At 62.4% G+C, this 24,380-nt stretch carries 21 protein-coding genes and 3 pseudogenes; 15 read left to right on the top strand and 9 right to left on the bottom strand.

Annotated elements, in window-relative coordinates; genetic code table 11:
* A pseudogene (locus C6P64_RS17170) lies at positions 1 to 651 on the top strand (IS5 family transposase); the annotation flags it as partial.
* 39 nt (positions 652 to 690) lie between these two features.
* On the opposite strand, the gene C6P64_RS17165 reads toward C6P64_RS17170, so the two are convergent.
* Together C6P64_RS17165 and C6P64_RS17160 are read right to left on the bottom strand one after the other, a co-directional pair.
* Positions 691 to 2,091 carry a heavy metal sensor histidine kinase gene (locus C6P64_RS17165; RefSeq protein WP_105749748.1) on the bottom strand — a complete coding sequence of 467 codons (1,401 nt, stop codon included), beginning with the start codon at positions 2,089 to 2,091 and terminating at the stop codon, positions 691 to 693.
* The gene (locus tag C6P64_RS17160; protein WP_105749752.1) at positions 2,091 to 2,777 is read right to left on the bottom strand and encodes a heavy metal response regulator transcription factor; all 687 of its coding nucleotides are present in this window, start codon (positions 2,775 to 2,777) and stop codon (positions 2,091 to 2,093) included. The genes C6P64_RS17165 and C6P64_RS17160 overlap by 1 nt, the downstream gene beginning before the upstream one ends.
* A 146-nt stretch (positions 2,778 to 2,923) precedes the next feature.
* Between C6P64_RS17160 and C6P64_RS17155 the strand changes: the two genes are divergently transcribed.
* The 11 genes and pseudogenes from C6P64_RS17155 (at position 2,924) to C6P64_RS17110 (ending at position 12,342) form a co-directional block, all read left to right on the top strand.
* Entirely contained in the window at positions 2,924 to 4,033 is a 1,110-nt protein-coding gene (locus tag C6P64_RS17155; RefSeq protein WP_146115970.1) for a TolC family protein, read from the top strand.
* Positions 4,034 to 4,046: 13 nt separating this feature from the next.
* Complete coding sequence (locus C6P64_RS17150; RefSeq protein WP_105749746.1) at positions 4,047 to 5,441, top strand: multicopper oxidase family protein; 1,395 nt, start codon at positions 4,047 to 4,049, stop codon at positions 5,439 to 5,441.
* 70 nt (positions 5,442 to 5,511) lie between these two features.
* Positions 5,512 to 6,003, top strand: a complete 492-nt coding sequence (locus tag C6P64_RS17145) for a cupredoxin domain-containing protein (protein WP_105749745.1) — start codon at positions 5,512 to 5,514, stop codon at positions 6,001 to 6,003.
* A 50-nt stretch (positions 6,004 to 6,053) separates the two neighbouring features.
* Entirely contained in the window at positions 6,054 to 6,392 is a 339-nt protein-coding gene (locus C6P64_RS17140) for a copper-binding protein (protein WP_105749744.1), read from the top strand.
* Between the two features lie 140 nt (positions 6,393 to 6,532).
* Positions 6,533 to 6,895 carry a c-type cytochrome gene (locus C6P64_RS17135; protein ID WP_245911778.1) on the top strand — a complete coding sequence of 121 codons (363 nt, stop codon included), beginning with the start codon at positions 6,533 to 6,535 and terminating at the stop codon, positions 6,893 to 6,895.
* A gap of 104 nt (positions 6,896 to 6,999) precedes the next feature.
* Positions 7,000 to 7,509 (top strand): hypothetical protein, encoded by a 510-nt coding sequence (locus C6P64_RS17130; RefSeq protein ID WP_105749742.1) that lies wholly within the window; start codon positions 7,000 to 7,002, stop codon positions 7,507 to 7,509.
* Positions 7,510 to 7,566: 57 nt separating this feature from the next.
* A pseudogene (locus tag C6P64_RS18820) lies at positions 7,567 to 8,142 on the top strand (multicopper oxidase domain-containing protein); the annotation flags it as partial.
* Positions 8,143 to 8,586: 444 nt separating this feature from the next.
* The gene (locus C6P64_RS18815; protein WP_425436776.1) at positions 8,587 to 9,207 is read left to right on the top strand and encodes a multicopper oxidase domain-containing protein; all 621 of its coding nucleotides are present in this window, start codon (positions 8,587 to 8,589) and stop codon (positions 9,205 to 9,207) included.
* Between the two features lie 20 nt (positions 9,208 to 9,227).
* Positions 9,228 to 9,476, top strand: coding sequence for a DUF2933 domain-containing protein (locus C6P64_RS17120; protein ID WP_105749740.1), 249 nt, complete (start codon positions 9,228 to 9,230; stop codon positions 9,474 to 9,476).
* A 10-nt stretch (positions 9,477 to 9,486) separates the two neighbouring features.
* Positions 9,487 to 11,817, top strand: a complete 2,331-nt coding sequence (locus tag C6P64_RS17115; protein WP_105749739.1) for a heavy metal translocating P-type ATPase — start codon at positions 9,487 to 9,489, stop codon at positions 11,815 to 11,817.
* A gap of 33 nt (positions 11,818 to 11,850) precedes the next feature.
* The gene (locus C6P64_RS17110) at positions 11,851 to 12,342 is read left to right on the top strand and encodes a metal-dependent hydrolase (protein ID WP_105749738.1); all 492 of its coding nucleotides are present in this window, start codon (positions 11,851 to 11,853) and stop codon (positions 12,340 to 12,342) included.
* An 80-nt stretch (positions 12,343 to 12,422) separates the two neighbouring features.
* On the opposite strand, the pseudogene C6P64_RS17105 reads toward C6P64_RS17110, so the two are convergent.
* The 5 genes and pseudogenes from C6P64_RS17105 to C6P64_RS17080 form a co-directional block, all read right to left on the bottom strand.
* A pseudogene (locus tag C6P64_RS17105) lies at positions 12,423 to 12,650 on the bottom strand (IS5/IS1182 family transposase); the annotation flags it as partial.
* A gap of 796 nt (positions 12,651 to 13,446) precedes the next feature.
* Positions 13,447 to 14,559, bottom strand: a complete 1,113-nt coding sequence (locus tag C6P64_RS18060; protein WP_146115969.1) for a hypothetical protein — start codon at positions 14,557 to 14,559, stop codon at positions 13,447 to 13,449.
* A 479-nt stretch (positions 14,560 to 15,038) separates the two neighbouring features.
* Positions 15,039 to 16,088: a ParB/RepB/Spo0J family partition protein gene (locus C6P64_RS17090; RefSeq protein WP_245911777.1), complete on the bottom strand. Its 1,050-nt coding sequence runs from the start codon at positions 16,086 to 16,088 to the stop codon at positions 15,039 to 15,041.
* A complete protein-coding gene (locus C6P64_RS17085; RefSeq protein ID WP_211296879.1) occupies positions 16,085 to 17,269 on the bottom strand; it encodes a ParA family protein in 1,185 nt (394 codons plus the stop codon). The genes C6P64_RS17090 and C6P64_RS17085 overlap by 4 nt, the downstream gene beginning before the upstream one ends.
* Before the next feature lie 194 nt (positions 17,270 to 17,463).
* On the bottom strand, positions 17,464 to 17,739 hold the full coding sequence (locus C6P64_RS17080) for an HU family DNA-binding protein (protein ID WP_105749735.1): 276 nt from the start codon (positions 17,737 to 17,739) through the stop codon (positions 17,464 to 17,466).
* 683 nt (positions 17,740 to 18,422) lie between these two features.
* On the opposite strand from C6P64_RS17080, the gene C6P64_RS17070 reads away from it, so the two are divergent.
* From C6P64_RS17070 to C6P64_RS17060, 3 genes are all read left to right on the top strand, one after another.
* Entirely contained in the window at positions 18,423 to 18,758 is a 336-nt protein-coding gene (locus tag C6P64_RS17070) for a helix-turn-helix domain-containing protein (protein ID WP_105749734.1), read from the top strand.
* Between the two features lie 24 nt (positions 18,759 to 18,782).
* Complete coding sequence (locus C6P64_RS17065; protein WP_105749733.1) at positions 18,783 to 20,096, top strand: type II toxin-antitoxin system HipA family toxin; 1,314 nt, start codon at positions 18,783 to 18,785, stop codon at positions 20,094 to 20,096.
* 575 nt (positions 20,097 to 20,671) lie between these two features.
* A complete protein-coding gene (locus C6P64_RS17060; RefSeq protein WP_105749732.1) occupies positions 20,672 to 20,881 on the top strand; it encodes a hypothetical protein in 210 nt (69 codons plus the stop codon).
* Positions 20,882 to 21,359: 478 nt separating this feature from the next.
* Here C6P64_RS17060 and istB read toward each other — a convergent pair whose 3' ends face one another.
* Together istB and istA are read right to left on the bottom strand one after the other, a co-directional pair.
* The gene (gene istB / locus C6P64_RS17055; protein WP_105749731.1) at positions 21,360 to 22,148 is read right to left on the bottom strand and encodes an IS21-like element helper ATPase IstB; all 789 of its coding nucleotides are present in this window, start codon (positions 22,146 to 22,148) and stop codon (positions 21,360 to 21,362) included.
* Positions 22,148 to 23,368, bottom strand: coding sequence for an IS21 family transposase (gene istA, locus C6P64_RS17050; protein WP_245911779.1), 1,221 nt, complete (start codon positions 23,366 to 23,368; stop codon positions 22,148 to 22,150). The genes istB and istA overlap by 1 nt, the downstream gene beginning before the upstream one ends.
* Between the last annotated feature and the right edge of the window lie 1,012 nt (positions 23,369 to 24,380).

Below are 24,380 nucleotides of genomic sequence, written 5' to 3'. Positions count from 1 at the left end.
GGTCTGCCGGCGCCAGAAGACGCTCAAGGTTCGGATCCCTATCGGCCAGCGGCGCAAGGGCTGCACCTGCTGGTCGACAGCACCGGCCTGAAGATGATGGGCGAAGGCGAATGGAAGTGCAAGAAGCATGGTGCGGAGTACCGGCGCCAGTGGCGCAGGCTGCACATAGGGATCGATGCGCAGACGCTGGAGATCCGGGCGATCGAGGTCACGCCCAACTCGGTGGGCGATGCACCAGTGCTGCCCAGTCTGCTTGGGCAGATCGATCCGAACGAGGCGCTGCTGTCGGTCAGCGGCGACGGAGCCTACGACACCAAGGCCTGTCACGAAGCAATCGCTCTGCGCCAGGCGCAGGCCATCATCCCGGTGCGAAAGAATGCCAGGAAACCTTGGAAAGAGAACCGCCCTGGAGCCAGCGCCCGCAACGAGATCTTGCGCGCGACACAACGACTGGGTCGTTCGATCTGGAAGCGCTGGAGCGGGTATCACCGGCGCAGCCTGGTCGAGACCAAGATGCGGTGCGTGAAGCTCATGGGCGAGCGGGTGATGGCGCGGGACTTCGATCGTCAGGTCGCGGAGCTGCAGGTACGCGCCGCCATCCTCAATCGCTTCACGCTACTCGGCACGCCCGAGACGGTGCGCGTGGGGTAACTCCGTCTGGGGTCAGGGGTAGTTCGTCCTTTGATTGAATTACTCAACAAAGCCGTCCTGCATGGGAAAGCCCAGGCAGAAGGTGGTTTTCTGATCGTTGGACGCCACCGATGCCGATCCGCCGTGGGCTTCCATGATGGCTCGGGTGATGGACAGGCCCAGACCCGAGCCCTCTGAGTCGGGGTGGCTGCGCGACTTCTCGGCCCGGTAGAAACGGTCAAACAGCCGCGGCAGGTCGGCCGCGGGGATTGCGGGACCGGCGTTGTGCACGCAAAGCTGGATCTGACCATTGCCCTGGTTCATCGACACCCGCACGGGCGCGTTCGGCGGTGAGTACCGGATCGCGTTCGACAGCAGGTTGCTGATCGCGCGGCGGATCATCAGCCGGTCGCACACGATGTGCGCATTGCCATCCGCTTCGAGGGCAATGTGCTTTTCCTCCGCCAGCGCTTCGTAGAAGTCGAACAGGTCCAGCACCTCGTCGATCAATGAAACAGTCTCACGGTGCGGCAGTTCTATTCCGTGTTCGGTCTTGGCCAGAAACAGCATGTCAGACACCATGCGGGCCAGTCGCTGGAACTCTTCGGCGTTGGACGCGAGGATGTCCTGGTAGGCGCTCGCATCCCGTTTCTGGGTCAGTGACACCTGTGTCTGGGTCAGCAGGTTGTTGATGGGGGTGCGCAGCTCGTGCGCCAGGTCGCTGGAGAATTCCTGCAGCCGCGCAAAGTCGGACTGCAGGCGTTCGAGCATGGTGTTCAGGCTCTGCGCCAGGTCGGCGAACTCCGCCGGCACCGCGTCCACGGGCATGCGCTGGTCCAGCTTCTGGGCCGTGACCGTCATGGCGCGCTCTTTCATGGTTCGAAGCGGTGCCAGGCCCCGGCGGGCGGCCCACCAGCCCAGCAAGCCGCTGGCCAGGATGGCGCCGATCAGGTAGAGCGCCAGGGTCTGCCTGAGCGACTGCATGAAATGGGTGTGGTGCGCCGTGTCCAGCGCGATCAGCAGTTCAAGCGGTTGGCCGTCAGCGGCCAGGTCCTTCCAGGTGGCAGGCGGTCGTATGCCCGCCTTCAGACCTCGCTGCGGTTGGTCGCCGACCATCCAGTCGAAAGTGCGCCCATCTGAACCAATGGATGGTGACAGCGCTGAGAACACCGAACCCTTTTCGCCATAGACCAGCCGGTCGCTGTTGCGCAGCTCGATGGACAAGCCGTGGTGACTGGTCAGCAGCTCATCCAGCCGGGATGCCAGCATCTCCGATGACGAGGCCTCGCCGACGATGGTCTGCACCAGTTCGATCTTGTCCTTCAGGAAATCCCGGTCGAGTTCGACAAAGTGCCGCCCCACCGCGATCGAGACCAGAAGGCCCAGCCCGACGAGCACACAGGCCGAGACCAGGGTGTACAGCGCGGTCAGGCGCGCCGTCAGAGACAACCGGCCGAGCATCAGTGGGCGTCCTCGGGCGCTTCGAGCACATAGCCCATGCCGCGCACGGTCTGGATCAGGCGCGGTTCGAATCCATCGTCCACCTTGGCCCGCAAGCGCCGCATGGCCACTTCGATCACGTTGGTGTCGCTGTCGAAGTTCACGTCCCACACCTGGGAGGCGATCAGGGAGCGCGGCAGCACCTCGCCATGGCGTCGCATCAGCAGCTCCAGCAGGCCGAATTCCTTGGCCGTCAGATCGATGCGCTTGCCGGACCGGGTCACCCGTCGGCGCAGCAGATCAAGCTCCAGATCGGCCACTTTCATCGAGGTGGCTTCCAGACCTGAGCGGCCACGCCGCAGGATCGTCCGGACCCTGGCCAGCAACTCGGCAAACGAAAACGGCTTGACCAGGTAGTCGTCTGCCCCCAATTCCAGTCCCTTGACGCGGTCCTCGACCTGATCGCGTGCCGTGAGGAACAGCACGGGCATTTGCCGTCCCTGGCTGCGCAGGTTCTTGAGCACCTGCCACCCGTCCATGCCTGGCAGCATGACATCCAGGATCACCAGATCGTGGTCCCCCTCCAGGCCATGGTGCAGACCGTCCACACCGTTGGTGACGAGGTCCACGGCAAAGCCGGCCTCGCGCAGGCCTTGTCTGAGGTAGTCACCCGCTTTGGGCTCATCTTCGACGATCAGAATTTTCACGTTCACGTTCTCCTGACCGCGAGTTTGCCCGCACCAGAGTGGGTGTGACGGAAGCTGACAGATTTGTAATCTGGCCGACAGGGAAATGACGAACTCGTCTCGCCAGAATCTGTCCCACTTGATCCACATCAAAAGGAGCGATTGCAGTGAAACCTTTGTTCAGTCATCGAGCCACAAGCCAGCTGCTGGTGGCAGGCCTGGTGGTCGTCCCATTCGCGCTGGCTGCGCAGACGGCCAGCCCGACGCAGGAGGCCGACTGGCGCCGTGCCAATGACGCGGTGGGAGCGTTCAAGCGCGGCCATGCCGATGTGCTCAAGTGGGAGCAGGCCAACACCAGTGCTTCCACCACGACCCCAGGTATTTCCTCGGGTATGGCCATCCCCACCGCAGAGGCGGCAGTTCGCATGGCCTGGACGGTCCATCGCGAACTGGCTCGCCCTCTGTCGAAACTGGGTCCCCAGAATGAACAGCTGATTGCGCAAGGCCGCTGGACGGAACTCGATCCCAGCCTGCAGCGCCGCGTCGAGGATGCTGGCGAGGTGCTGGAAGTGGCTGCGGCGGGGCGTAAAGCCTGGATCGAAGCCGTGGCAGCCCAACAGGTCCTGAAGCACCAGCGTGACATGCTGGAAGCCGCGCAGGCGGCCTATGAACTGGGTCAGCGCATGGTGACGGTGGGCAACTGGAGCAAGCTGCAACTGTCTCCCGTTCAACTGACTGCATCCAATGCACGCATGAATCTGAGGCGAGCGCAGCAAGCCGCCGCCCAGGCGCAGGCCAATCTGGTCAAGACGATGGGGCAAACGGGTCTTCAGGATGGCTTTGTGTTGCCAGACCAGTTGCCTGCCATCCCGGCGCAACCCATGGCGGCAGCGGACCTGCAAAAGCGCGGTGATGCTGTTCGCAACCAGTTGCCAGACGCAGAAAGCCTGCGTAACCGTGCGCTATCGAAGTCAGCCATGAACGTCTATTGGGCCGCCCACGCCTTGGCGCAGGACAGCCAGGGCGACATCCTGAAGACCCGTGAGTTCATCACCGAAGAGACGGTGCTGCACTACAACGGCATGCTCAAGAGCGTCTGGGACCTGCTGGACGAGGTGCGCAACCAGTCTCAGGCCACGGTGGATGCAATCGGTGCACAGCGCGACTTCTGGCTGGCCGAGGCCGATCTGCAGTGGGTCTTGCAGGGCGGAGAGCCCGACAGTTTTGTGAATCTGGGCGGCGCCGGTGGCGAGGCTCCGGCAGCAGCAGCGCATTGAAAGGACACATCACATGACCAACACCCCTACCAACTCCAGACGACAGTTCTTCGCCGGCGCCGCTGCCTCCGTGGCCGGCCTGGCCGTGGCCCGTTCTGCTTTGGCTGGCTTGCCCGAGCCGGTCATCCAGACTTCGGTCGAAACCGCGCCGCCGCTGGTGCCACAGACTGGCCGACCCTACAACCCGGTGGTCACGCTCAACGGCTGGACGCTGCCCTGGCGCATGAACAACGGTGTCAAGGAATTCCACCTGGTGGCCGAGCCCGTGGTGCGCGAGGTCTCGCCGGGCTTCAAGGTCAACATGTGGGGCTACAACGGGCAGAGCCCAGGCCCGACCATCGAGGTGGTGGAGGGCGACCGCGTGCGCATCTTCGTGACCAACAAGCTGCCCGAGCACACCACCATCCACTGGCATGGCCAGCGCCTGCCCAGCGGCATGGACGGCGTGGGGGGGTTGAATCAGCGCGCCATTCCAGTGGGCAAGACCTATGTCTACGAGTTCGAGGCTCGGCGCCCCGGCACCTTCATGTACCACCCGCATGCGGACGAGATGGTGCAGATGGCCATGGGCATGATGGGCATGTGGGTGACCCACCCCAAGGCCAAACACCCGCACATCAGCGAGGTGGATCGCGATTTCTGCTTCCTGCTCAACGCCTTTGACGTGGAGCCCGGCAGCAAGACACCCAAGGTCAACACCATGACCGACTTCAACATCTGGTGCTGGAACAGCCGGGTTTTCCCGGCCATCGACACGCTCAACGTGCGCCTGAACGACCGTGTGCGTATCCGGGTGGGCAACCTCACCATGACCAACCACCCGATCCACCTGCACGGCCACGAGTTTCTGGTCACGGGTACGGACGGCGGACCGACCCCACCCAGCACCCGCTGGTACGAAGTCACCACCGACGTGGCCGTGGGCCAGATGCGCCAGATCGAACTGATCGCCGACGAGGAAGGCGACTGGGCCATGCACTGCCACAAGAGCCACCACACCATGAACGCCATGGGCCACGACGTGCCCACCATGATCGGTGTGGACCACCGCGGCTTGGTCAAGAAGATCCAGAAGGTAGCGCCGGATTACATGCTGATGGGCGAGCGTGGCATGGCCGACATGGGCGAGATGCAGATGCCCATTCCCGACAACACGGCGCCCATGATGACCGGCACCGGCCAGTTCGGCCCGCTGGAAATGGGCGGCATGTTCACGGTCTTCAAGGTGCGCAAGGACCAGAAGCCAGGTGACTACAAGGACCCGGGACCGTACAAGTTCCCGGAGGGCACCGTGGCCTACGAATGGAACGGAGCACTACCCCCGACGACGCGCCCTGCGGCCAGCGCTGACACGACGCCGGCTGCCGCCACCGCGATCAAACCCACCGCCAAGGGCATGTCCCACTGAAATGGGCCATTGCACGCCTCACCACTGTTTTCCCTCAACCGTTTCCCCGACCATAACCCAAAGGACAACCATGAAATCCCTCAAGTTCAACTTCGCTTCCCGCGCCGGCTCCGTTTTCGCTGTTGCAGCATTGGCCGCATCGGCCGCTTTCGCTGGTGGCACCCATGGCGGTGGGCACGATGAATCGCCTATCGGTGAACCGGGCGTTGCAGCCAATGTCACGCGCACGATCGAGGTAGACGCCGCAGACAGTATGCGGTTTACGCCGTCGAATGTGTCGGTGAAAAAAGGCGAAACCATCCGTTTTGTCATCAAGAACTCCGGTAAGGTGCCGCACGAGTTCAGCCTCGGCACGGAAAAGGAACTCAAGGAGCACTACGAAGTCATGAAGAAGTTCCCGACCATGGAGCACGAAGAAGCCAACAAGATTTCGCTCAAGCCGGGCAAGCAGGGTGAAGTGATCTGGCGCTTCACCAAGCCTGGTGTGGTGGACTTCGCCTGCCTCCATGTGGGTCACTACGAGGCCGGTATGAAGGGCCAGGTCAAGGTGGCTGTCAAGTAACCAGATTTCGATCAAGCACAGCATTTGCTTCACCCACTCAAGGAGTAACGATGAATTTGAAACTGGTTCTGAGTACCACCGCATTGGCCATCTCGGCCCTGGTCGGCAATCCTGTGTTTGCGCAGATGAACATGGACCACGGGAAAATGGGCATGGCGGCAGCACCCGGAATGACCGACGGCGAGGTCCGCAAGATCGACAAGGACGCCGGCAAGATCACCATCAAGCACGGTGACATCAAGCACATGGACATGCCCGGCATGACCATGGTCTTCGTGGCCAAGGACAAGGCATTGCTGGACAAGACCAGCGTCGGGGCCAAGATCCAGTTCATGGTCACGAACGAAAACGGCCAGATGACGGTGACCCACATCCAGCCAGCGAAGTGATTCATCAGCGCACAGGTTTCCTCCGTTCAGCTGCGGTCGTTCTGGCACTCGCCGGGGCTTCCGCAGCCTTTTTCTGGTGGCAATCTGCGGACCTCTTCCGGCCAGTTCCTGTCAGAATGCTCCGCACGGATGACGCTGCGATGCTCAAACAGGGGGCGCTGATCTATCAGGCCCGCTGTGCAAGCTGCCACGGTGTCCATCTGGAGGGGCAAGCCAACTGGCGCGAAAGAGGCGCCGATGGGCGATTGCCTGCACCTCCCCACGATGCAAGCGGCCACACCTGGCACCACCCGGACGATGTGCTGATTCGCATTACCACGGAAGGGGTGGCGAAGGCCGTCGGCATGCCCGACTACGCCACCAACATGCCCGCCTTTGGCGATTCGCTCAGCGATGCCGACATTGTGGCCGTGCTGTCCTGGATCAAGTCGCAATGGGCGCCAGAGACACGACGCCACCACGACGACATCAACCGGCAGGCTCAGCAGCAGTCGCCGCGCTGAACCTGACCTTTTTGTCATCTCCGGGTCATCTTGCCGACCTGGGTCGATTCCTACAGTGACCCCATGGCATTTCGCCATGCGTTCTGTCACGAAAGGAAATCGACATGTCCACCTTGATCCGAAGCCTTCTTGCCGTGGCCGTCGCTGGTGCGGCGGTCTCCGCCGCGGCGCAGCAAGCCACCGACCACACCCAGCACCACCCGTCCACCTCGGCGACCAGCACCGCAACCCAGCCAGCCACACCCCAGGCAGGCATGCCCATGGGCATGTCGTCAATGCCACAGATGCAGCAGCACATGCAGCAGCACATGACCACGATGCAGGCGCTGCGCACCAGGATGGCGGCCGCCAAGACACCGGCCGAACGCGAGGCCCTGATGGCCGAGCACATGAAGGCCATGCAAGAGGGCATGGACATGATGAAAGCCATGAAACCCATGGGCGGTATGGCTGGCATGTCGGGGATGCAGGGGATGGGTGCCCCGGGCGCGGCCACGCCGGACCTGACACAGCGTCATCAAATGATGGAGATGCGCATGGACATGATGCAGAACATGATGGAAATGATGATGCAGCGCATGCCGCCATCGCCCGCCAAACCCAGCGCTCAGTGACCGCGCCGACGTTCTGATGCTGTTCCTGTTTTCGTATCCAGTTCAGGAGATTGTGTAATGTCGATGTTTTCACGGCGGCAGTTTCTGGGCGGCATGGGCGCGCTGGGGGCAGCAGCAGCCTGCCCGGGCGCCTGGGCCGCCTCAGCCACGCCGTCAGGCCTGTCCACCGACGCGGTCCTTCGCATTGAAGCGCAGGCGACGGGCTTCTCCAACCCCTTGCGCCTGCCGGGCACCAGTGGCCTCTTCGGGGTGCTGTCCGCGACGGACTTCAAGGAAGTCCATGTGGTCCGCAGCGAGATCGAAGTGTTGCCAGGGCAGCGCACACCCATCCTGGCCTACGCCGTGGAATCGGGTGGCAAGAAGTTCCTCAACCCGGCGCTTCTGGCTCGCCGCGGCGACGAGATGCGGGTGAAGCTGATCAATCACATGGATCAACCGACGGTCATTCACTGGCATGGCCTGGGTGTCGACTCTCGCAACGACGGCAATGGCCTCAACGTCGTGGCGCCGGGCCAGCAGATGGACTACGCCTTCACCGTGCAGGACCGGTCGTCGATGTACTGGTACCACCCCCATGCGCACGGCTTCATTCCGCATCAGGCCTACCACGGGCTTGCCAGCCTGCTCTTCGTAGAAGACGAAGATGAAGCCACCCTGCGCAAGGAATTGGCACTGGCGCTGGGCGAATCCGAGATCCCGCTGGTGCTGCAGGACAAGGAATTCGACGCACAGGGACGCCTCCAGTACGCACCCAGCGCCGCCCAGTCTTTCGGCGGCTGGGTCGGCAGCCGGCTGATGGTCAACCTGACCGAGCGTCCGGTGCTCAAGGCGGGTCGACGCATCGTGCGTTTCCGGCTGCTCAACGGGAGCAACGCGCGCAGCTACCGGCTGGCGTTCCTGCAACAAGGCCGGGCCCTGGGCTTCTACCTGGCGGGCACGGACGGGGGATTGTTGGCCCAGCCCGTGCGCATCGATCAGACCTTCCTTTCACCCGGTCAGCGGCTGGATGTGCTGGTGGACTTCCGGGAAGCCGAGGCCGGGCGGCCGGTGACCCTGGCCTCGCTGCCCTTCGACCCGATGCACCAGGAGGGTGGACACGACATGGCCGCGATGGACCACAGCCAGCACGGCGCGGCCCAGGGCGCCGCTGCGTCCGCAACCATGGTCATGGAAGGCGACGCGCTTGCACTGATGCGCATCGACCTGACGGCGTCCGGTTCGCCCTACAACCGGCGCATACCGACCCGGCTGTCCAGCCTCGCCAAACCGGCCGAACCGGTGGACACCCCGCGTCGCATGCAACTGGGCCATGACGGAAAAGGCCATTGGACGATCAACGGCGGGGTGTTCGACCACGCGACCGTTGCGATGACCGTGCAGCGTGGCGCGCGTGAAACCTGGCTGATCGAGAACGCCGAACGCAGCATGCCGCACCCCATGCACCTGCACGGCTTCTCGTTTCGGGTGCTCGAACGCCTGGGCAGCCCGGCCCAGATCCGCCCGCTGGCCGGCGCGCGTGGCCTGCTGCCACAGGACCTGGGCGTGGTGGACACCCTGCAGGTCTGGCCGGGTGAGTCGGTGAAGGTCGCCATCGACTTTTCGCACACCCACACCGGCGACCAGGACTATGTCTTTCACTGCCACACGCTGGAACATGCCGAGGCGGGAATGATGATGCGGTATGCAGTCAAAGCCTAGCCAAGGGAGCACCCGACACTATGAACCACGACGAGCACGGAGCCAATGTGCCTTCTTTCTGGCGGCGACCGGCCGGCATGGCGCTGGCAACGGCTGCCTTGATCGCTGGCTTCTACCTGCTGCGAGAGCACTGGGTCCATGTCATGGGCTTCTGGCCCTATCTGTTGTTGCTGGCCTGCCCGCTGGTGCACCTGATGCATGGACATGGTCATGGAGGACACGGTCGGCACCCGCAGGCCACCGGTCGCGCACAGGACGACCAGCAATAGGCGCACGGACATGAGCGCACACCAACACCACAGCAGCGGTACTTCACCGGCCGTGCCCGGATCGGCCACCGACCTCAAGGACCCGGTGTGCGGCATGAAAGTCACGGCGCAGTCCGCGCACACGCTGCAACACGGAGGGCGCCCCTACTACTTCTGCAGTGCCAGGTGCCAGGGAAAGTTCGCGGCCAACCCGATGCAGTACCTCGTGTCCGCGGCACCAGCGGACGCCGTGCCAGCCGCCGCTGGCACCGTCTACACCTGCCCGATGCACCCGGAGATTCGCCAGGATCACCCGGGCAACTGTCCCAAATGCGGCATGACACTGGAGCCCTTGCTGCCGGAACTCGGAGACGACGACAACCCCGAGTTGCGCGATTTCCAGCGCCGCTTCTGGTGGACGCTGCCACTGACCGCCGGGGTGTTTGTACTCGCCATGTTTGGCCACCGTCTCCAGTGGATGGACATGTCCGTGCAGAGCTGGGTCGAGCTGGTGTTGTCCATTCCCATCGTGCTGTGGGCGGGCTGGCCGTTCTTCTCTCGTGGCTGGCAATCGGTGATGCATCGCAGTCCCAACATGTGGACCTTGATCGGTCTGGGCACAGGGGCCGCGTTTGTCTACAGCGTTGTCGCGACGGTCGCGCCACAGGTGTTCCCGGACTCGTTCGTCTCCATGGGCCGTGTCGCCGTGTACTTCGAGGCTGCCGCCGTGATCATTTCGCTCACGCTGTTGGGCCAGGTACTTGAACTCAAGGCCCGGTCGCAGACCTCGGCGGCCATCAAGTCGCTGCTCGGATTGGCTCCCAAGACGGCCCGCCGCATTCGCGCTGATGGAACCGAAGAGGATGTGCCGCTGACCCATGTGCATGTGGGTGACGTGCTGCGCGTGCGCCCCGGCGAAAAAGTCCCGGTGGACGGCGAGGTGACCGAAGGCGGCAGTGCGGTCGATGAATCCATGCTCACGGGCGAGCCGATGCCGGTGGCCAAACGGGTGGGCGACAAGGTGATTGGCGCCACGCTCAACACCAGCGGCGCGCTGGTGATACGCAGTGAGCGCGTGGGCGCGGCCACCATGCTGTCGCAGATCGTGCAGATGGTGGCCCAGGCACAGCGCTCCCGGGCGCCGATGCAGCGCATGGCCGACGTGGTGGCGGGCTACTTCGTCGTCACGGTGGTGGGCATTGCATTGCTGACATTCTTCGGCTGGGGCCTGTTCGGCCCCGAGCCGCGCTGGGTGTTCGGCCTGATCAACGCGGTGTCGGTGCTGATCATTGCCTGTCCCTGTGCCCTGGGTCTGGCCACACCCATGTCCATCATGGTCGCGACCGGTCGGGGCGCCACACACGGCGTGCTGTTCCGGGACGCGGCGGCCATCGAGAACATGCGCAAGATCGACACCCTGATCATCGACAAGACTGGCACATTGACCGAGGGCCGTCCGACGTTCGCGCGCGCCATTCCCGCGACCGGTTTTGACGCCGACGAGGTGCTGCGCCTGGCCGCTAGCCTGGACCAGGGCAGCGAGCACCCGCTGGCCGAAACCATCGTGCGTGCCGCCCGCGAACGCGGCATGGTGCTGGACAAACCCGAGAACTTCGAGTCCGGCACGGGTATCGGCGTGCGTGGCCATGTGGCTGGGCGCCAGCTGGCGCTGGGCAACACCGCGCTGATGGAGCAGATGGGTGTCTCGGTCGCGGCGCTGGTGCCACAGGCCGAGGCTCTTCGCGCAGAAGGTGCCAGCGTGATGCACCTGGCGATGGATGGCCAGTTGATGGGCCTGCTGGCGGTGTCCGATCCGGTCAAGGCCAGCACGCCGGAGGCCTTGGCGACCCTCAAGGCATCGGGGCTGCGCATCGTGATGGCCACCGGTGACGGCCTGACCACGGCCCAGGCCGTGGCCACCCGCCTGGGTATCGACGAGGTGCATGGCGAGGTCAAACCGGCCGACAAGCTGCTGTTGGTCGAGCGCTTGCAGAAGGATGGCCGCGTGGTGGCCATGGCCGGTGACGGCATCAACGATGCACCGGCTCTGGCCAAGGCCGATGTGGGCGTGGCCATGGGCACCGGGACCGACGTGGCGATGAACAGCGCGCAGGTGACGCTGGTCAAAGGCGATCTGCGCGGGCTCGCGATCGCGCGGGCGCTGTCAGAAGCGACCGTGGGCAACATGAAGCAGAACCTGGTGTTTGCCTTTTTGTACAACGCACTGGGTATCCCGATTGCTGCCGGCGTGTTGTACCCGTTGACAGGTTGGCTGCTGTCGCCCTTGATTGCTGCACTGGCGATGAGCCTGAGCTCGGTGTCGGTGATCGGCAATGCGCTGCGATTGCGTAACCGACGATAGCGGACAGATTCACTGCACAAGAGGGCATGCGTCATGGACATCCTTGCGCACGGACTGTGGGTGGGCCTGGGCGCCGCGGCCTGGCACCGGCACCGGCCGCTGGACCGCCGCACCGTCGGGCTGGCGGTGGGCCTGGCGGTGTTGCCCGATCTGGTCCAGCTTGCGCCGCTGGTCGCACTGACGCTGTCGTCGTCCGAGGGCTGGCGTGTGCTGCTGGCCTATGCCAATGCGCTGCCCGGGTACGAGCCCCCAATGTCGCCGCTGCTCGCCGGCCTGACCCACCACCTGCATTGCGTGATGCACAGCGCGCTGGTGGCGGGGGCCGTCACAGGGGTCCTCTGGATTTGGCTGAGCCGCTTCTGGTTGCCGCTGTTGGGTTGGTGGTCCCACGTGCTGATCGACGTGTTCACCCATTCGGCCGATTTCTATCCATCTCCGGTTTTCTATCCGGTGAGGCTTTGTTGTATTAATCAATTCGACAAACAAAGTGACTGTCGAGCTGGGGTAGGCTTCAGGGATGAGTGATCGTGTGAGACCAGCGCCCGCCAAGTGGCTTTGTTGCGCAATTCAATCGAAGGGCGCACTGCCCCTGACCCCAGACGGATTTATCCCACGCGCACCGTCTCGGGCGTGCCCAGCTGCGTGAATCGGTTCAAGATCGCAGCACGCACCTGCAGTTCCGCGACCTGACGGTCGAAGTCCCGTGCCATCACCCGCTCGCCGAGCAGCTTGACGCAACGCATTTTGGCCTCGACCAGGCTGCGCCGGTGATACCCGCTCCAGCGCTTCCAGATCGCGCGACCCAGGCGCTGCGTCGCGCGCAAGATCTCACTTGGCGGCTGCGGTGACTGGAACAACGCATGGCGGCCGCAACAGAGAGGTTCCTGGCGCACGGCTTCGCAAACGCCAGCCTGGACGAGATCGTGTGCGATGAGGGCGGACCCAGGCCACGCAAGCCCTCAATGAACTGGAGCGCGTGCTCGACCTATCAAGTAGCACGACTTTTCGTTGGGAATCTCCACTCTTTACCGCCCTGGTGTTTAACCGGTTAAACAAGGTCGATTGGCTGACCCCCTTCTCGTTGTCCACGTTGACTCCGCAGGGTCCACTCTTGGGACACCCACGCAAGCCAAGCGCCACAGACACGGCGGAGCTTCTCCCAGGATGCTCCTTCCAATCCCGCGCGGAAGTTCCAATTGATTTTTTGCCTTCTCACCCAGGATTCCTATGGTGAGAGAGTTGCGGGTAGGCTGCAGGGCGAGTTAGTCCTCCCTGGATCGCGTCTGCTCGACTTCTGCTACATGAGATCGAACCTGGACAAGGAACCCCTGCAGGAGAATTCTGACTTCCCCTTCAACTCCCATCTGCTCCAGGGACCATAGATCGAGCTGCAAAAACTAGATTCCATCGGCTATGGAACAGCACCCTGACCGCGAGCCAGCGCCACCATGGCTGGTCATGGCCGACACCGGCCACGCTACGCGGCAAGCTATAAGGGGCGCAACCAAGTGGCTGTCCTCGAAAAAATTCGTGTTTTGACAGCAACAAACAAGTTCATGCATGAGAATTGAACATTGATCCAGTCTTCTCGGCATCCTGAACTCGATCCACGTAGCCCTTGAGTGTGTCTCACGGGCGAGCGGGCATCAAGCGGCGGCTATCGATAGCGTCGAGAAAGCCCTGCGTGAACCGCATGACCCTGCGCATACCATCGCGCAGCTCAGTGATGAAGCCAGCCTCCTCGACAACGAAACGAGCTGTACCGTCAGCTTTCACGAACTGCCTTCCCACCAGGTCGAGAGCCTTGTTCTTCAACGCTTCCTGCGTGATCTCATGCTGATGATGTTGACGGAGTCCTTTCGCGGTAATGCTGAAATCCTGCCCGCTCCTGATGACTTTCCTGAGGTAGGCGGCAAGCTCACGACCTCGCAGATCCAGTGCTTTGAGTCGCTTGCTAGTGGTTAGAACAATGTCCGAAAGACGCTGCTTTGTCGATGCAGCCTGGTTCATCAGCCATGGAATGGCGCTGGGTCGAAGATTCTGTTCCACAACCAGCCATGCCAGCTCCTGGGGTACCCAGGTCGATTCCAATTTCACAAAAATTCCACTGGGGTTGTTTCTCTTTAGGTTGTTTTTATCTTTTACTGATTTAGAGGCGTCAGAGCTGACAGCTGGTTCCTGTGGATAACTTGCCGCAAGCAGCGTTGAGTCCGGTTCGATCGGCTGCTGCCCGGGGGGGCCAACTGCCTCATGCTGAGCATGTTGAGTTTCGAGTAAGTCACTCGAATCAAGGGTAGTCCTGCTCTCGCACAGCATTTCGTGAGCCGCTACAGAGATCTGCGGCGTTTGAATTGGTGGCTCTTGCGACTTACGAACCTTTTCTGGGTGTTGAAGCGCCATATGCTCTGCTGTGAGCAACAGCGCGTCAAGTAGCTTCTGTGTGGGCCTGATAGGCGAGCTAGACCCCCGCAGGCCGGCACGAGCCTTCTGATCACGCTGGATGAATTCATGGGTCTCCAGCCATCGCACCGCACGGTGAACCGTCTCAAGGGACTTCTTCGATTCTTTCGCGAGCGTTTCACGGCTGGCTGTGATGGGCGATGAAAGGCGACATAAGCTTATCTTTTTGATAATTCTTATGACCACGCGGATGTACCCGTCTGGCATGGATTCGAACAGTGGCGATTCGTCCAGCGCTGAGCACGCGCGGGCAATCGCTCCGGGATAGACGACAACAGTCATCGCAGTCTCCAAAAGACACGAAAAACCCTTGCCGATACCGACTTGCTGCTATACCATCCTGCTCGTGTTCTGGAGCAATTAACTGATTGGCGTCAGTTTTTGATATAACTCCTTAAATCGAGCAGATTCTTCAAAATCTGTCTGATTTTCAGAAGTTAGGCATGAAAGCAGGAATCGACAAGATTCTCTGAAACCCTCTCGAGTTGGCGCTCGCGAGGGTTTTTTCTTGCTGATGCAAGCGTTGGCTGCGCTCTACATGTCAACACCCTTTCTACGAGGTCCAGACGCACCGAACCCCGCTCGGGGCGGGGTTCGGTGGGCGGGATTGGTGATTTCTGGCTGTTTCTTGCGGGGGGGCAGCCACAGCCAGATGCTGATGCATGGAAATCTGGCGTTTCGCTGTGTCAACAGGCTTGCCAGCGTGTTTAACCGGTTAAACACGATTTTCTTGTCGATGTTTGCACGGTCAGGCACAGCTGTCAGCTCACTTTGATATCGGCAGCAGTACTTGCCGAGGTGGGTGACTCATGAGCGGCGATGGCTGTCTTCTGATCGGTGGGCGCTGCTTTCACTGCCACGGTTTCAAGCAGTGCTTCCAAGGCTTGAGCAAAGGCTTCCCGCTTGTCTGCTTCAACTTCGATTGAGAGCTCGAAGGCATCCTCGCGCTGCTTGTAATAGCCGTTGGAATACTTGATGTGCTTCGTCGTGGGCACGACCTTGTGCTGCTTCGGATGGATAGCGGCCTGGACCTGGTTCGATAGCCACCGCACAGTCTGGTCTTCTTCCGCGAACTTAGTGGCCACGGTCAGGGTTCTGCGGATGCCCGCAGCTTCGTGCAACTGATGCAGAGCGTAGGCGACTCGAGCACTGAACTTGAGCGGCCGCTCACGCACCAGATCCAGTATCTCGTCCGGCAGCTTCTTGTACGCACGATAGAAAGTCATCATCGCGCGCGGTAGTTTCGCGCGACGGGCCAGTTCTGCCGCAGTCTCGCCCTGAGCGATCATTTTCTCGTAGAACATCGCGCGATCAAAGTCTGTGTGCTGCGCGCGGCCTTCGTTCTGCTCGTAGCCGAACCAGGCTGACTCTTGCAGCGAGAGCTCGTGCACTTGCGCTAGCAATGCAGGCAGAACCTTGTGCGTAGTACAAGCCTGAACACGCGTCCAGCCGTCACAGATGATGTATCGACCAGGGTACTCCGGGTTGCGGATGACATGTATCGGGTCATGCTGGCCCTGATCACGCAGATCTTTCGCTCGTGCGGAGATCATCTCCGGTGTATAGACTTCGCGCGGAGCCAGCGGGTTCGGGTCGATGAGTTCGACTGGAATGTGAACCAGGTTCCGACTGACTGATGCACCACCGGCGTCAGTATCGGCACTGATTTCAGCTGTCGTGACAGATGTCGGGTTCAGTGTGGCGATCAGACCGGCATCTTGACTGGCCAGCCGGTTGGAAAAATTTTTCGGCATGGGCAGTTCAACTGCCAGGCGGTCCTCGCGCGACAGCGGGCGGTCACGTTCTTTCATTCGCTAACTTTCCGCGCCTTCTCAGCGCCTTTGGACAAGATCTTTTCAAACAGATAACCCGCGAATATGCTGTACTCCTTTGAAGCTGAGCTTGTTGGCTTTTGCAGCGACAACGGCAAGTAGCTGCTCAGGCTTCGCGGAAAGTCTTCGCTCGAACTGATGACGCACGGTGCCAGCAGGTCCCGGTATGTCGACAGCTGTTTGTGCATTCTGTTGATACGCGCGATAGTCGGTTCGTAGAATGTGGGCAGAATGATGATTTCTGGTTTCAGCTGATAGTTGCGTTCAAGCACGCTCAGCTCTGACATCAGCTTTGCCAGTCCCTTCACGCTGAAGGAATCCAGACGAATAGGTGCGATCACGAAGTCAGATGCGGCCAGAGCTGCAGCGCTTGTTAGAGAGACGCTGGGTGGGCAGTCGAAAATGATAACGTCGTAATTTCGAGCATCAAATCCCGGCAAGCCGCCACTTTTAGAAGCATCGATCAGTCGTCGAATCATGAGCTCTCGCTGACCCTTGGCCTGGAAGAGGGCCGGTTCAACATCGCTTACAAATGCGTCACTAGGCAGGAGATGCGGGCCAGCTTCACCGAAGGGCTTCTTGATCGCGCGCGTGACAGTCGACGACAAGTTCAGGGTACCTGAATTCTTATTCAGAGCTTCGATGTAAGGCACCAGATACGACGCAAGCGTGTCCCGGACGATCGCATCGCTCGAGACACCATAATCAGGTGCTTCATCTTCAGTCAGATCAGGCTCATAGCCCAAGATCTGGGTTGCGTTGGCCTGTACATCGATGTCTATGAGCAGTACACGCAGGCCCTGGGCCTGAAGATGCACGGCGGTCTCGACCGCCGTTGTCGTCTTAGCTGTACCACCTTTGACAACGTAAGTCGATATGATGATTGGACCCGACTCCGGGGTCTTCACGGCACCCGATGTGCGTCGCCACTGAGCAATTTCAAACAGTGAAAACGGGTCAAAAACACGCGCCGGTGGCGATGCGGGATTGGTCTCGTTCGCTCGCTTGATGCTGACGCCAGAAGCCTCTTCGTAAGCGCGAACGACCCTATCCGTGATGCCGAGCAGGGCTGAGACTGAGCGCAAACGATATGTCAGCTCGTCAAGCTTGGCGTATGTTGAGCGCAGATCAGCCGGTGCAGATGAGGCAGACTCAGTCATGTGAAGGGGCGCAGTATTTGACAAGTTGCCAACACTATACAGCGCACCATGTAGGCTGGCAAGCAATTCATTCGGCCTTTTTCCATTTTTTCGACAAAAGGCCGACAAAATTTGAGAGGAGCGCGGGAGGTCTGCCTTGACTGATGATCGCTCGTCCGGGAGCTGAGCCGTCAGACCTAGGCCAAAGCGGAACATCAATCCTTCACCAGATCCTTGAAAGTGGAGCTTGGCGTGAACTTTGGCATGGTGCTGGATGGAATCCGCATGAGGTAGCCCGTCACTGGGTTGCGGCCTGTGCGTGCTGCGGCACTGGTCTTCTCGAAGGTGCCGAAGCTCTTCAATCTCACCCCGCCACCTCGGGCGGCCTCGCTTTGAATGACCTGGATGAGCATGTCCAGCAAGCGTTCTGCCGCCGCCTTGGAAGTCTCGGTCTGCGCTCCGACCGCATCGATAAGGTCCTGTCTGTTCATGATGATCTCCGGATGTTGTGCACTGGGAAAGTCCTATGGTTCGGCTCTGGTCTGTCGTGGTTGGCAGGTCAAAGCAGAGCCTTTCGTCCCGTCTTGATCGCACTGATTCGCATGGACAGGGTCGGATAGGTGTTGGCAAAGGTGAGCCAGCGGTGCCAGGACTTGGACGGATAAGACCTGGTCAGCTCGTGCAGGGTGCCCGGCATCGTCATCCCCGGGCTGCCCATCCTGTGGCTGTTTGGACGACTGGCACACCCTCTCCCTCGGGACCAACGGAGAACCTTGGCTGTGCTGCGAGGCCTGCCGCCTGCTCGTGGATCATGAGGGCCGAATCGGGAGCGCGCCCGACCGGCTCTGAGAGGCAAGTCATCCCGTCCAGTAGAACCTGCACGGGCTCATGGCGCCGCTGATCCATGGCGCACGGGCGCCGATGTTGCGTGCGATCGTCAGTGACGAGATCCCCCGAGTGCACAGGCGCCGGACGCAGGTCGGTCGCGATCGGATCTCTTTGCTGCAGCGTCCCCGGGCAGACCACGTGGCCTGGCTGGGTCCGCCCGCGGATCACGGGCCGGCTGCACGCTGGAGCTACGGGCTGCAGGCGCACTGGCCTGCCGGGTGCTAGAATTCAAAAAGCGCCCATATATAGGTGCTTATTTAATGAAAAACATAGTTAATGGGTTGTTATGGCCACGCCTATCCCGCTTCCCGTCGATCGGGCCTTGCAGCGCCTGGGCCACAGCCTGTCGCTGGCACGCCGGCGCCGTCAGCTGTCGCAGCAGGACCTCGCGACGCGCATCGGGGCTTCGGTCAACACGGTGCGGCGCATGGAGGAGGGGTATCCGGGCACGGCCATCCAGCACATCGCGCGCGCGCTGCAGGTCTTCGGCGAGCTCGGCCGGCTCGAGGAGCTTCTCGATACGCCCCATGACATGGTCGGTCTGGCCCTCATGGATGAGAAACTGCCCAAGCGGGTGCGATCGCTGCGTTCGAGCGGGTCATCCGGCGATGGCGCCTTCTGACGGCTATTGCGGCCTGCCCCCGCCATGAACGAGAACAAGCCTGCCAGACGAACCCGGCCTGCCGCCACCCGGGTCGAGCTCGACCTGTTCCTGGGCGAGTCCGCGATCGCGCTTGGCAAGCTCGTCTATGTGAAGGACGGCGCGCGCGAATTCTCCCAGTTTGCCTACAGCGACTCCTGGATCCGGGATCCGCAGTGCTTCGACATTTCGACCGACCTGGAGCGCCACCTGGGCTATCAGGTGTGCAAGCCGCGCGGCAAGGAGGATTCGCGCTTCTTCATGGCGCTGGCAGATACCGAACCCGACAGCTGGGGTCGCCGGGTCATTGCGCGCGCCCATGCCAAGCGGCGCAAGCACGATGCCAGCCTGGGGGCGCTGAGCGAGCTGGACTATCTGGCTGCCGTCGATGACTTCAGCCGCATCGGTGCCTTGCGCCTGCGTCATGGCGGAGGCGACTACCTGCGCAGTGCCGCGGCGGGCGAGAGGAGCACTCCCCCGCTGCTGGAGCTCGGTGCCATCCTCGAGGCTTCGCAGCGGCTCGAGCTGAGTCAGGAAACCGCCGAAGACCTGCGCTACCTGCAAGGCAAGGGCACCTCGCTCGGGGGCATGCGTCCCAAATGCACCCTGCTCGACCATGACGGCAGCCTGGCGCTCGGCAAGTTCCCGAGCGTGCAGGACTCGCGCGCGGTCACCCGCGGGGAGGTGCTCGCGCTTAGGCTCGCCAGCCTGGCCGGCATCGAGGCGGCTGCTGCCCGCATCGAGAGGATCAACGGCACACCGGTGGCGATCGTGCGCCGCTTCGACCGCACGCGCACCGGGGGCCGGATTCCCTACCTGTCGGGTGCGAGCTGGCTGCAAGCCAGCCGCCACGAGGAGCACAGCTACACCGAGGTGGTCGACCAGATGCGCGCGCGCTGTCAGGACTACTTGGCCGATGCGCGGCAACTGTGGCGGCGGCTGGTCTTCAACCACCTGGTCACGAATGTCGACGATCACCTGCAGAACATCGGATTCCTGTACTGCGGCCGCAACAGCTGGCGGCTCTCGCCCGCCTTCGATGTCAACCCGTTTCCGGACAAGGACCGCGAGTCCAAGACCTGGCTGAGCGAGGACACGGGACCGATCGTCTCGGTCGAGCAGCTGCTCGAGCAGGCCGCACGCTTCGAGCTCGGCGCTGCACAAGCCAAGGCCGTGTTGGCCGAGGTCGTAGGGGCCGTGCTGCGCTGGCAGGAGGTGGCGGTCAGCGCCGAGGTCGGCCTGAAGCCCCACGAGCTCGATGACTTCGCGCCCGCTTTCGAGCACCTCGACATGGAAGAGGCCAGGCGCCTGGTGGCCTGAGTGCCACGGCAGGCCACCAGGCATCAGTCCGGGCCTCCGTGTCCCCGCCCGGCGTGTGGTGGCGCGCGAACGGCTCCGTGACCTGTGGGCGCTGGCCTGTTCCTTGAACACCGGGTGGCTGGCCGCGATCCCCGGCAAGTGGTACCCGGGCCGCCAGGGCGCTCTTCTCGTGTTCCCGGCCCTCGTGAGCTGTTGTGAATCGAAAGGCCTGTTGTGAACAGCCTCCCCCAGCCTGAAGCGGTCGATCGTCTCTTGGGGGTAGACGACGGGGAGCGTTCCCCTGCGGAGCCGCCGGCTGTCGTGCGGCGCATCGAGCCGCCGGTGGCGTCTTCGCGCCTGGCGGCGCTGCGCGCCTGGCGGCGCTGCGCGCTGCGCTTGGCGCCCCCTGCTTGTGGCGGTCATCCTGCAGCCAGGCGGGGGTAGCACCTGCAGGGGGACGCTGCACTCTTGCAGCCGTTCCTGCCGTCCGGTACAAGCACGATGGGGAGCCAGGCATCTCTTCATCTGGGGCCAGCAGGACCGGTCCGGGATGAGGATAGCGCAAGGCCTCGACTGAACTTTCGGGGAGGTGGAGGATGCCGAATCACAAGGAAATCCGACAGCTGCTGGCCGATCCAGCCTCGATCGACTGGTTCAGGCAGGCCTTGCGCTCGGCGCTCGAGCGCGATCCGGTCGATGCGGCCCAGGATGCGTACCTGCTGTCGATCGTGCTTGCCTGGCACTCTCGGGCTGTGGTGGCTGATGCGCTGACCTCCCAGGCGATACGGGATGCCAGCAGGCGGTAGGGTCCACCCGCGCGGGCACGGGCTGCGCCCAAGATGACGCTGCGTCCCCCCTGCGGGGCCGGGCTGTCGTGCGTTGCATCGAGCCCCCTGCGGTGTCTCGCCCCTGACGGGCTTCCATCCCGGACGCCTCCGGCCCGGATCCGGGCCTGCGCGCTGCGCTTGCCGTGCTGGCTGTTGGCGCCACTTCAAAATTGACCACCTGTTCCGGTTGATTATTGACCAGGGGTCGAAGGCCGGGTTTTCGAGGCCCGGCTGTTGACAAGTGTAGTGCGTCAGTGTGCTGTGACTCTCCTTTCGCTGGTCAGAACGGATCGTTGACTTCGTCGTGATCGAGCACTGGCATCACGGCTTTTCTGGCACGTTCCCTGGCCGAGCCCATCCCTTCGCCCTGGGCTTCGAGTTCCGACCCTGAACTCGGTGTCAAGCGACACGAAGATTTGACCCCCTCACGACATTTGGAATTGACCCCCTGGGTTAATCAACTCTCCGACGTGATCGGGGTGGGGGCAGCGGCCTTCTGCAGAAGGCCGCTGCGGCGCTTGTCGCGCAGCCGGTAACTGTCGCCCCGGATCGTGATGACCTGGCTGTGGTGCAGCAGCCGATCGAGGATGGCGGTGGCGGCCACCGCATCCCCGAACACCTGGCCCCACTCTCCGACCGGCCGGTTGCTCGTGATCAGCATGCTGGCCCGCTCGTAGCGCCGCGACACCAACTGGAAGAACAGGTGCGCAGCCGCTGGTTCGAGCGGCAGATACCCCAGCTCATCGATGATCAACAGCTTGGGCTTTGAGAGCTGCAGCAGCTTCTCCTCGAGCCGCCCGTCGGCGTGCGCCTTGGTGAGCCCGGCCATCAGCGCCGCAGCCGAGGTGAAGAGCACCGTGTAGCCGCGATCGACCGCCTCGCGCCCGAGGGCGACCGCCAGGTGCGTCTTGCCCACGCCGGGCGGACCGAGCAGCAACAATGCCTGGCCGTGGCCGATCCAGCGACCGGTAGCGAGATCGCGGATCTGCCCTGGATCGATCGAGGGCTGCGCGTCGAAGTCGAAGCCTTCGAGCGTACGCACGCACGGGAAGCGGGCGAGCTTCATGCCCATCTGGATGCGCCGGGTGTCGCGCCGCGCCACCTCGCGCTCGGCCAGGAACAGCAAGGCCTCGCGCAGCGTCATTTGCGCCCGGCTCGCTTCGTCGAGCAGACTGTCGAGCTGGTCGCGGATTGCCGTGAGGTGAAGCCGGGTGAGCAGTTCGTCGAGTCGGTCGGTCTCGATCATCACCAGCCTCCCCCCACGAGGGCTTCGTACTCGGCCAGCGGGCGCAGCAGCGCATCGGTGGGTGGCGGCGCCTCGACCGCTGCCGGCGCTGGCGTTCCGCCCAGCAGATGGCTGCGCTCGATGCTGCGCCCGCGACTGCCGCAGAGCTGTGCATGGCGGGCCACTTCCTCGCCGGCGTACTCGACCACCACGGTGTCGGCGTTGACCATCACCGTGACCGTCTCGCCGATCAGCCGCCACGGCACGCTGTAGGCGTTGGTGTCGAGCTCGATGCAGCCCTCGGCATTGACACGGCGCACGAGCTCGCGCACTTGCAGGAAGGGGGCGATCCCGGCGACCGGGCGCAGATGCTCGCGCTCCAGGGCGAAGCGTTCAACAGGCGTGACGCCCGTCGTGCCATGTAGGCGCACATCGGCGACCTCGCGCTGCCAGTGCGCCAGGTGCGCCTCCAACGCGGCCCAGCTTTCGAAGGCGTGGCCGGCGATGGCGTTCTTCTTCACGTAGCCCACGCCGTTCTCGGTCTTGCCCTTGGTGCGGGCGCGAAACGGCGCGCATGCCCGCGCAGCGATGTCCCAGTGTCGGCAGAACGCCTCGAAGCGGCTGTTGAGCCGAACCTGGCGGGTCTGCATGTCGTGCTGGTCGACCAGTGCCTTGGCGTTGTCGATGAGCAGCGTCTGCGGCCGCCCGCCGAAATGGGCAAACGCTGCCTCGATCCCGGCGAACCACGCGCTCTGGCGCTCGTGCCGGAACGCGCACGCAAACCCCCGGCGCGAATAGCCCAGGGTCGCCACGAACAGGAACACCCGCACCGACTCGCCACCGATTAGCATGCGCGTCTGGCCGAAGTCGATCTGCATCTGCTCGCCCGGCGCAGTCTCGAAGCGGACCGTCGCACGCCGGCTCGCATCGAGCTCCTGGCGGAACCCTCGGCACGCGCGCTCGACCGTACGCAGACTCGTCTGGATACCCAGCTCCTTGCCCAACTCCTGACGCACCACATCGCAGTTGCCCCTGTGCTGCAGGAAACGCTCCCGCAGCCAGGCTTCATGATCGCCTAGCACGCTGGCGCGATGCGGCTGGCGGTACGCCACCGGCCCGCCCGCGTTCAGATACCGCCGCACCGTGTTGCGCGCGATGCCCAGCGCCCTGGCAATCCGCTTCGCATCCCAGCCCAACTGTCCCAACCGAACGATCGTCGTGACCGCCTCCGGCTCCAACATGTCCTGTACTCCGTAAACAACACGGGTTACAGAATTCACCTCAACTTGCTTCGTGTCCAACATAGCCTCCTTGCGAATGAGGGGGCAGTTCCTCGTGTCGCTAGGGGGTCAATTTACGGTGTCGCCTGACACTCGGGGAGATGGCGCCGGCGCTGGCGTCCGACTGGGGGTTGGGCGATGTTGATGTCCATGTGTTCGCGTGTAGATAAGCGGACCAAGCATCCTTCAGGGCAAGGCGGCTTTCAAGGTGGGGTTCGCCGTTCGCTTACTTACGGCGCAGCTTGGCCACGAAGCATTTGACCGCGTTGTAGTGACCCGTAAAGCTATGGCGGTGGCATTGCGCTTCGACGGAAGCGGAGCTTCCTCGAAGCTGCGGTGAGGTTCGCACAGGAAGTTGTTCACTGGTACACAAGCCGGTGGTGGCAAGACCGGGTGAATTTTCCCGATCAGTCTCCCAGCGGTTCTGGTCACTTCTACCGTTCATGCGGTTGTGGCCAGCCAGTGATATGCGCGACCTCGCGCTCGCGCTACGCAGCCCATACCTCACCTGTTTTGGCCGACGAGCGCACGAACCATGAAAAAAAACTTGGGCGGATGGATTCAAAAAACTAGGCTTAAACCAAGGTAGTTTTCATAATTTTATCTTGCAAGTGGTTGATTGGTAATGGAAAAATCCACCAATTCGTTTTCAAGCCAGGCCGATTTCGTAGTAGATTCTCCCCGTGTCTGAGGTTTTCCGAGGACACAAAAAGAAAAGCCCCCAGCAAGGTACCAGCTTGTTGGGGGCATCCAGCACGGTGGGACGAGCACCATGTCGAGGCTTTTCAAGGCTTCATTGTATTTGCTTACGCAAATGCGTGCAATTAGTGCCACAAAGATAAACATCGTCCCATTGAGCGGCCATTTTACGAAGGCTTTTCAGCATCATGGGACGTTCACTTTTCAGGAGCGCGGCCAGCGGCCACCACCAGCGCGTTAAAACACTACACGGTTACTAAGGTTTCCGAAAGTA

Origin of the sequence: Malikia granosa (assembly GCF_002980595.1) — a bacterium.
In the GTDB taxonomy this organism is placed as follows: Bacteria; Pseudomonadota; Gammaproteobacteria; order Burkholderiales; family Burkholderiaceae_C; genus Malikia; species Malikia granosa.
The sequence above is the reverse complement of the archived record's forward strand: the minus strand, read 5'-3'. Positions and strand labels throughout refer to the sequence as shown.

Coding starts and splice junctions, on each gene's coding strand:
- C6P64_RS18815 (WP_425436776.1), top strand. CDS start 8,587: ATGCACCAGGAGGGTGGACACGACATGGCCGCGATGGACCACAGCCAG.
- C6P64_RS17165 (WP_105749748.1), bottom strand. CDS start 2,091: ATGCTCGGCCGGTTGTCTCTGACGGCGCGCCTGACCGCGCTGTACACC.
- C6P64_RS17140 (WP_105749744.1), top strand. CDS start 6,054: ATGAATTTGAAACTGGTTCTGAGTACCACCGCATTGGCCATCTCGGCC.
- C6P64_RS17120 (WP_105749740.1), top strand. CDS start 9,228: ATGAACCACGACGAGCACGGAGCCAATGTGCCTTCTTTCTGGCGGCGA.
- C6P64_RS17150 (WP_105749746.1), top strand. CDS start 4,047: ATGACCAACACCCCTACCAACTCCAGACGACAGTTCTTCGCCGGCGCC.
- C6P64_RS17060 (WP_105749732.1), top strand. CDS start 20,672: ATGCCGAATCACAAGGAAATCCGACAGCTGCTGGCCGATCCAGCCTCG.
- C6P64_RS17070 (WP_105749734.1), top strand. CDS start 18,423: ATGGCCACGCCTATCCCGCTTCCCGTCGATCGGGCCTTGCAGCGCCTG.
- C6P64_RS18060 (WP_146115969.1), bottom strand. CDS start 14,559: ATGACTGTTGTCGTCTATCCCGGAGCGATTGCCCGCGCGTGCTCAGCG.
- C6P64_RS17080 (WP_105749735.1), bottom strand. CDS start 17,739: ATGAACAGACAGGACCTTATCGATGCGGTCGGAGCGCAGACCGAGACT.
- istA (WP_245911779.1), bottom strand. CDS start 23,368: ATGTTGGAGCCGGAGGCGGTCACGACGATCGTTCGGTTGGGACAGTTG.
- C6P64_RS17085 (WP_211296879.1), bottom strand. CDS start 17,269: ATGACTGAGTCTGCCTCATCTGCACCGGCTGATCTGCGCTCAACATAC.
- C6P64_RS17065 (WP_105749733.1), top strand. CDS start 18,783: ATGAACGAGAACAAGCCTGCCAGACGAACCCGGCCTGCCGCCACCCGG.
- istB (WP_105749731.1), bottom strand. CDS start 22,148: ATGATCGAGACCGACCGACTCGACGAACTGCTCACCCGGCTTCACCTC.
- C6P64_RS17130 (WP_105749742.1), top strand. CDS start 7,000: ATGTCCACCTTGATCCGAAGCCTTCTTGCCGTGGCCGTCGCTGGTGCG.
- C6P64_RS17110 (WP_105749738.1), top strand. CDS start 11,851: ATGGACATCCTTGCGCACGGACTGTGGGTGGGCCTGGGCGCCGCGGCC.
- C6P64_RS17115 (WP_105749739.1), top strand. CDS start 9,487: ATGAGCGCACACCAACACCACAGCAGCGGTACTTCACCGGCCGTGCCC.
- C6P64_RS17145 (WP_105749745.1), top strand. CDS start 5,512: ATGAAATCCCTCAAGTTCAACTTCGCTTCCCGCGCCGGCTCCGTTTTC.
- C6P64_RS17090 (WP_245911777.1), bottom strand. CDS start 16,088: ATGAAAGAACGTGACCGCCCGCTGTCGCGCGAGGACCGCCTGGCAGTT.
- C6P64_RS17135 (WP_245911778.1), top strand. CDS start 6,533: ATGCTCAAACAGGGGGCGCTGATCTATCAGGCCCGCTGTGCAAGCTGC.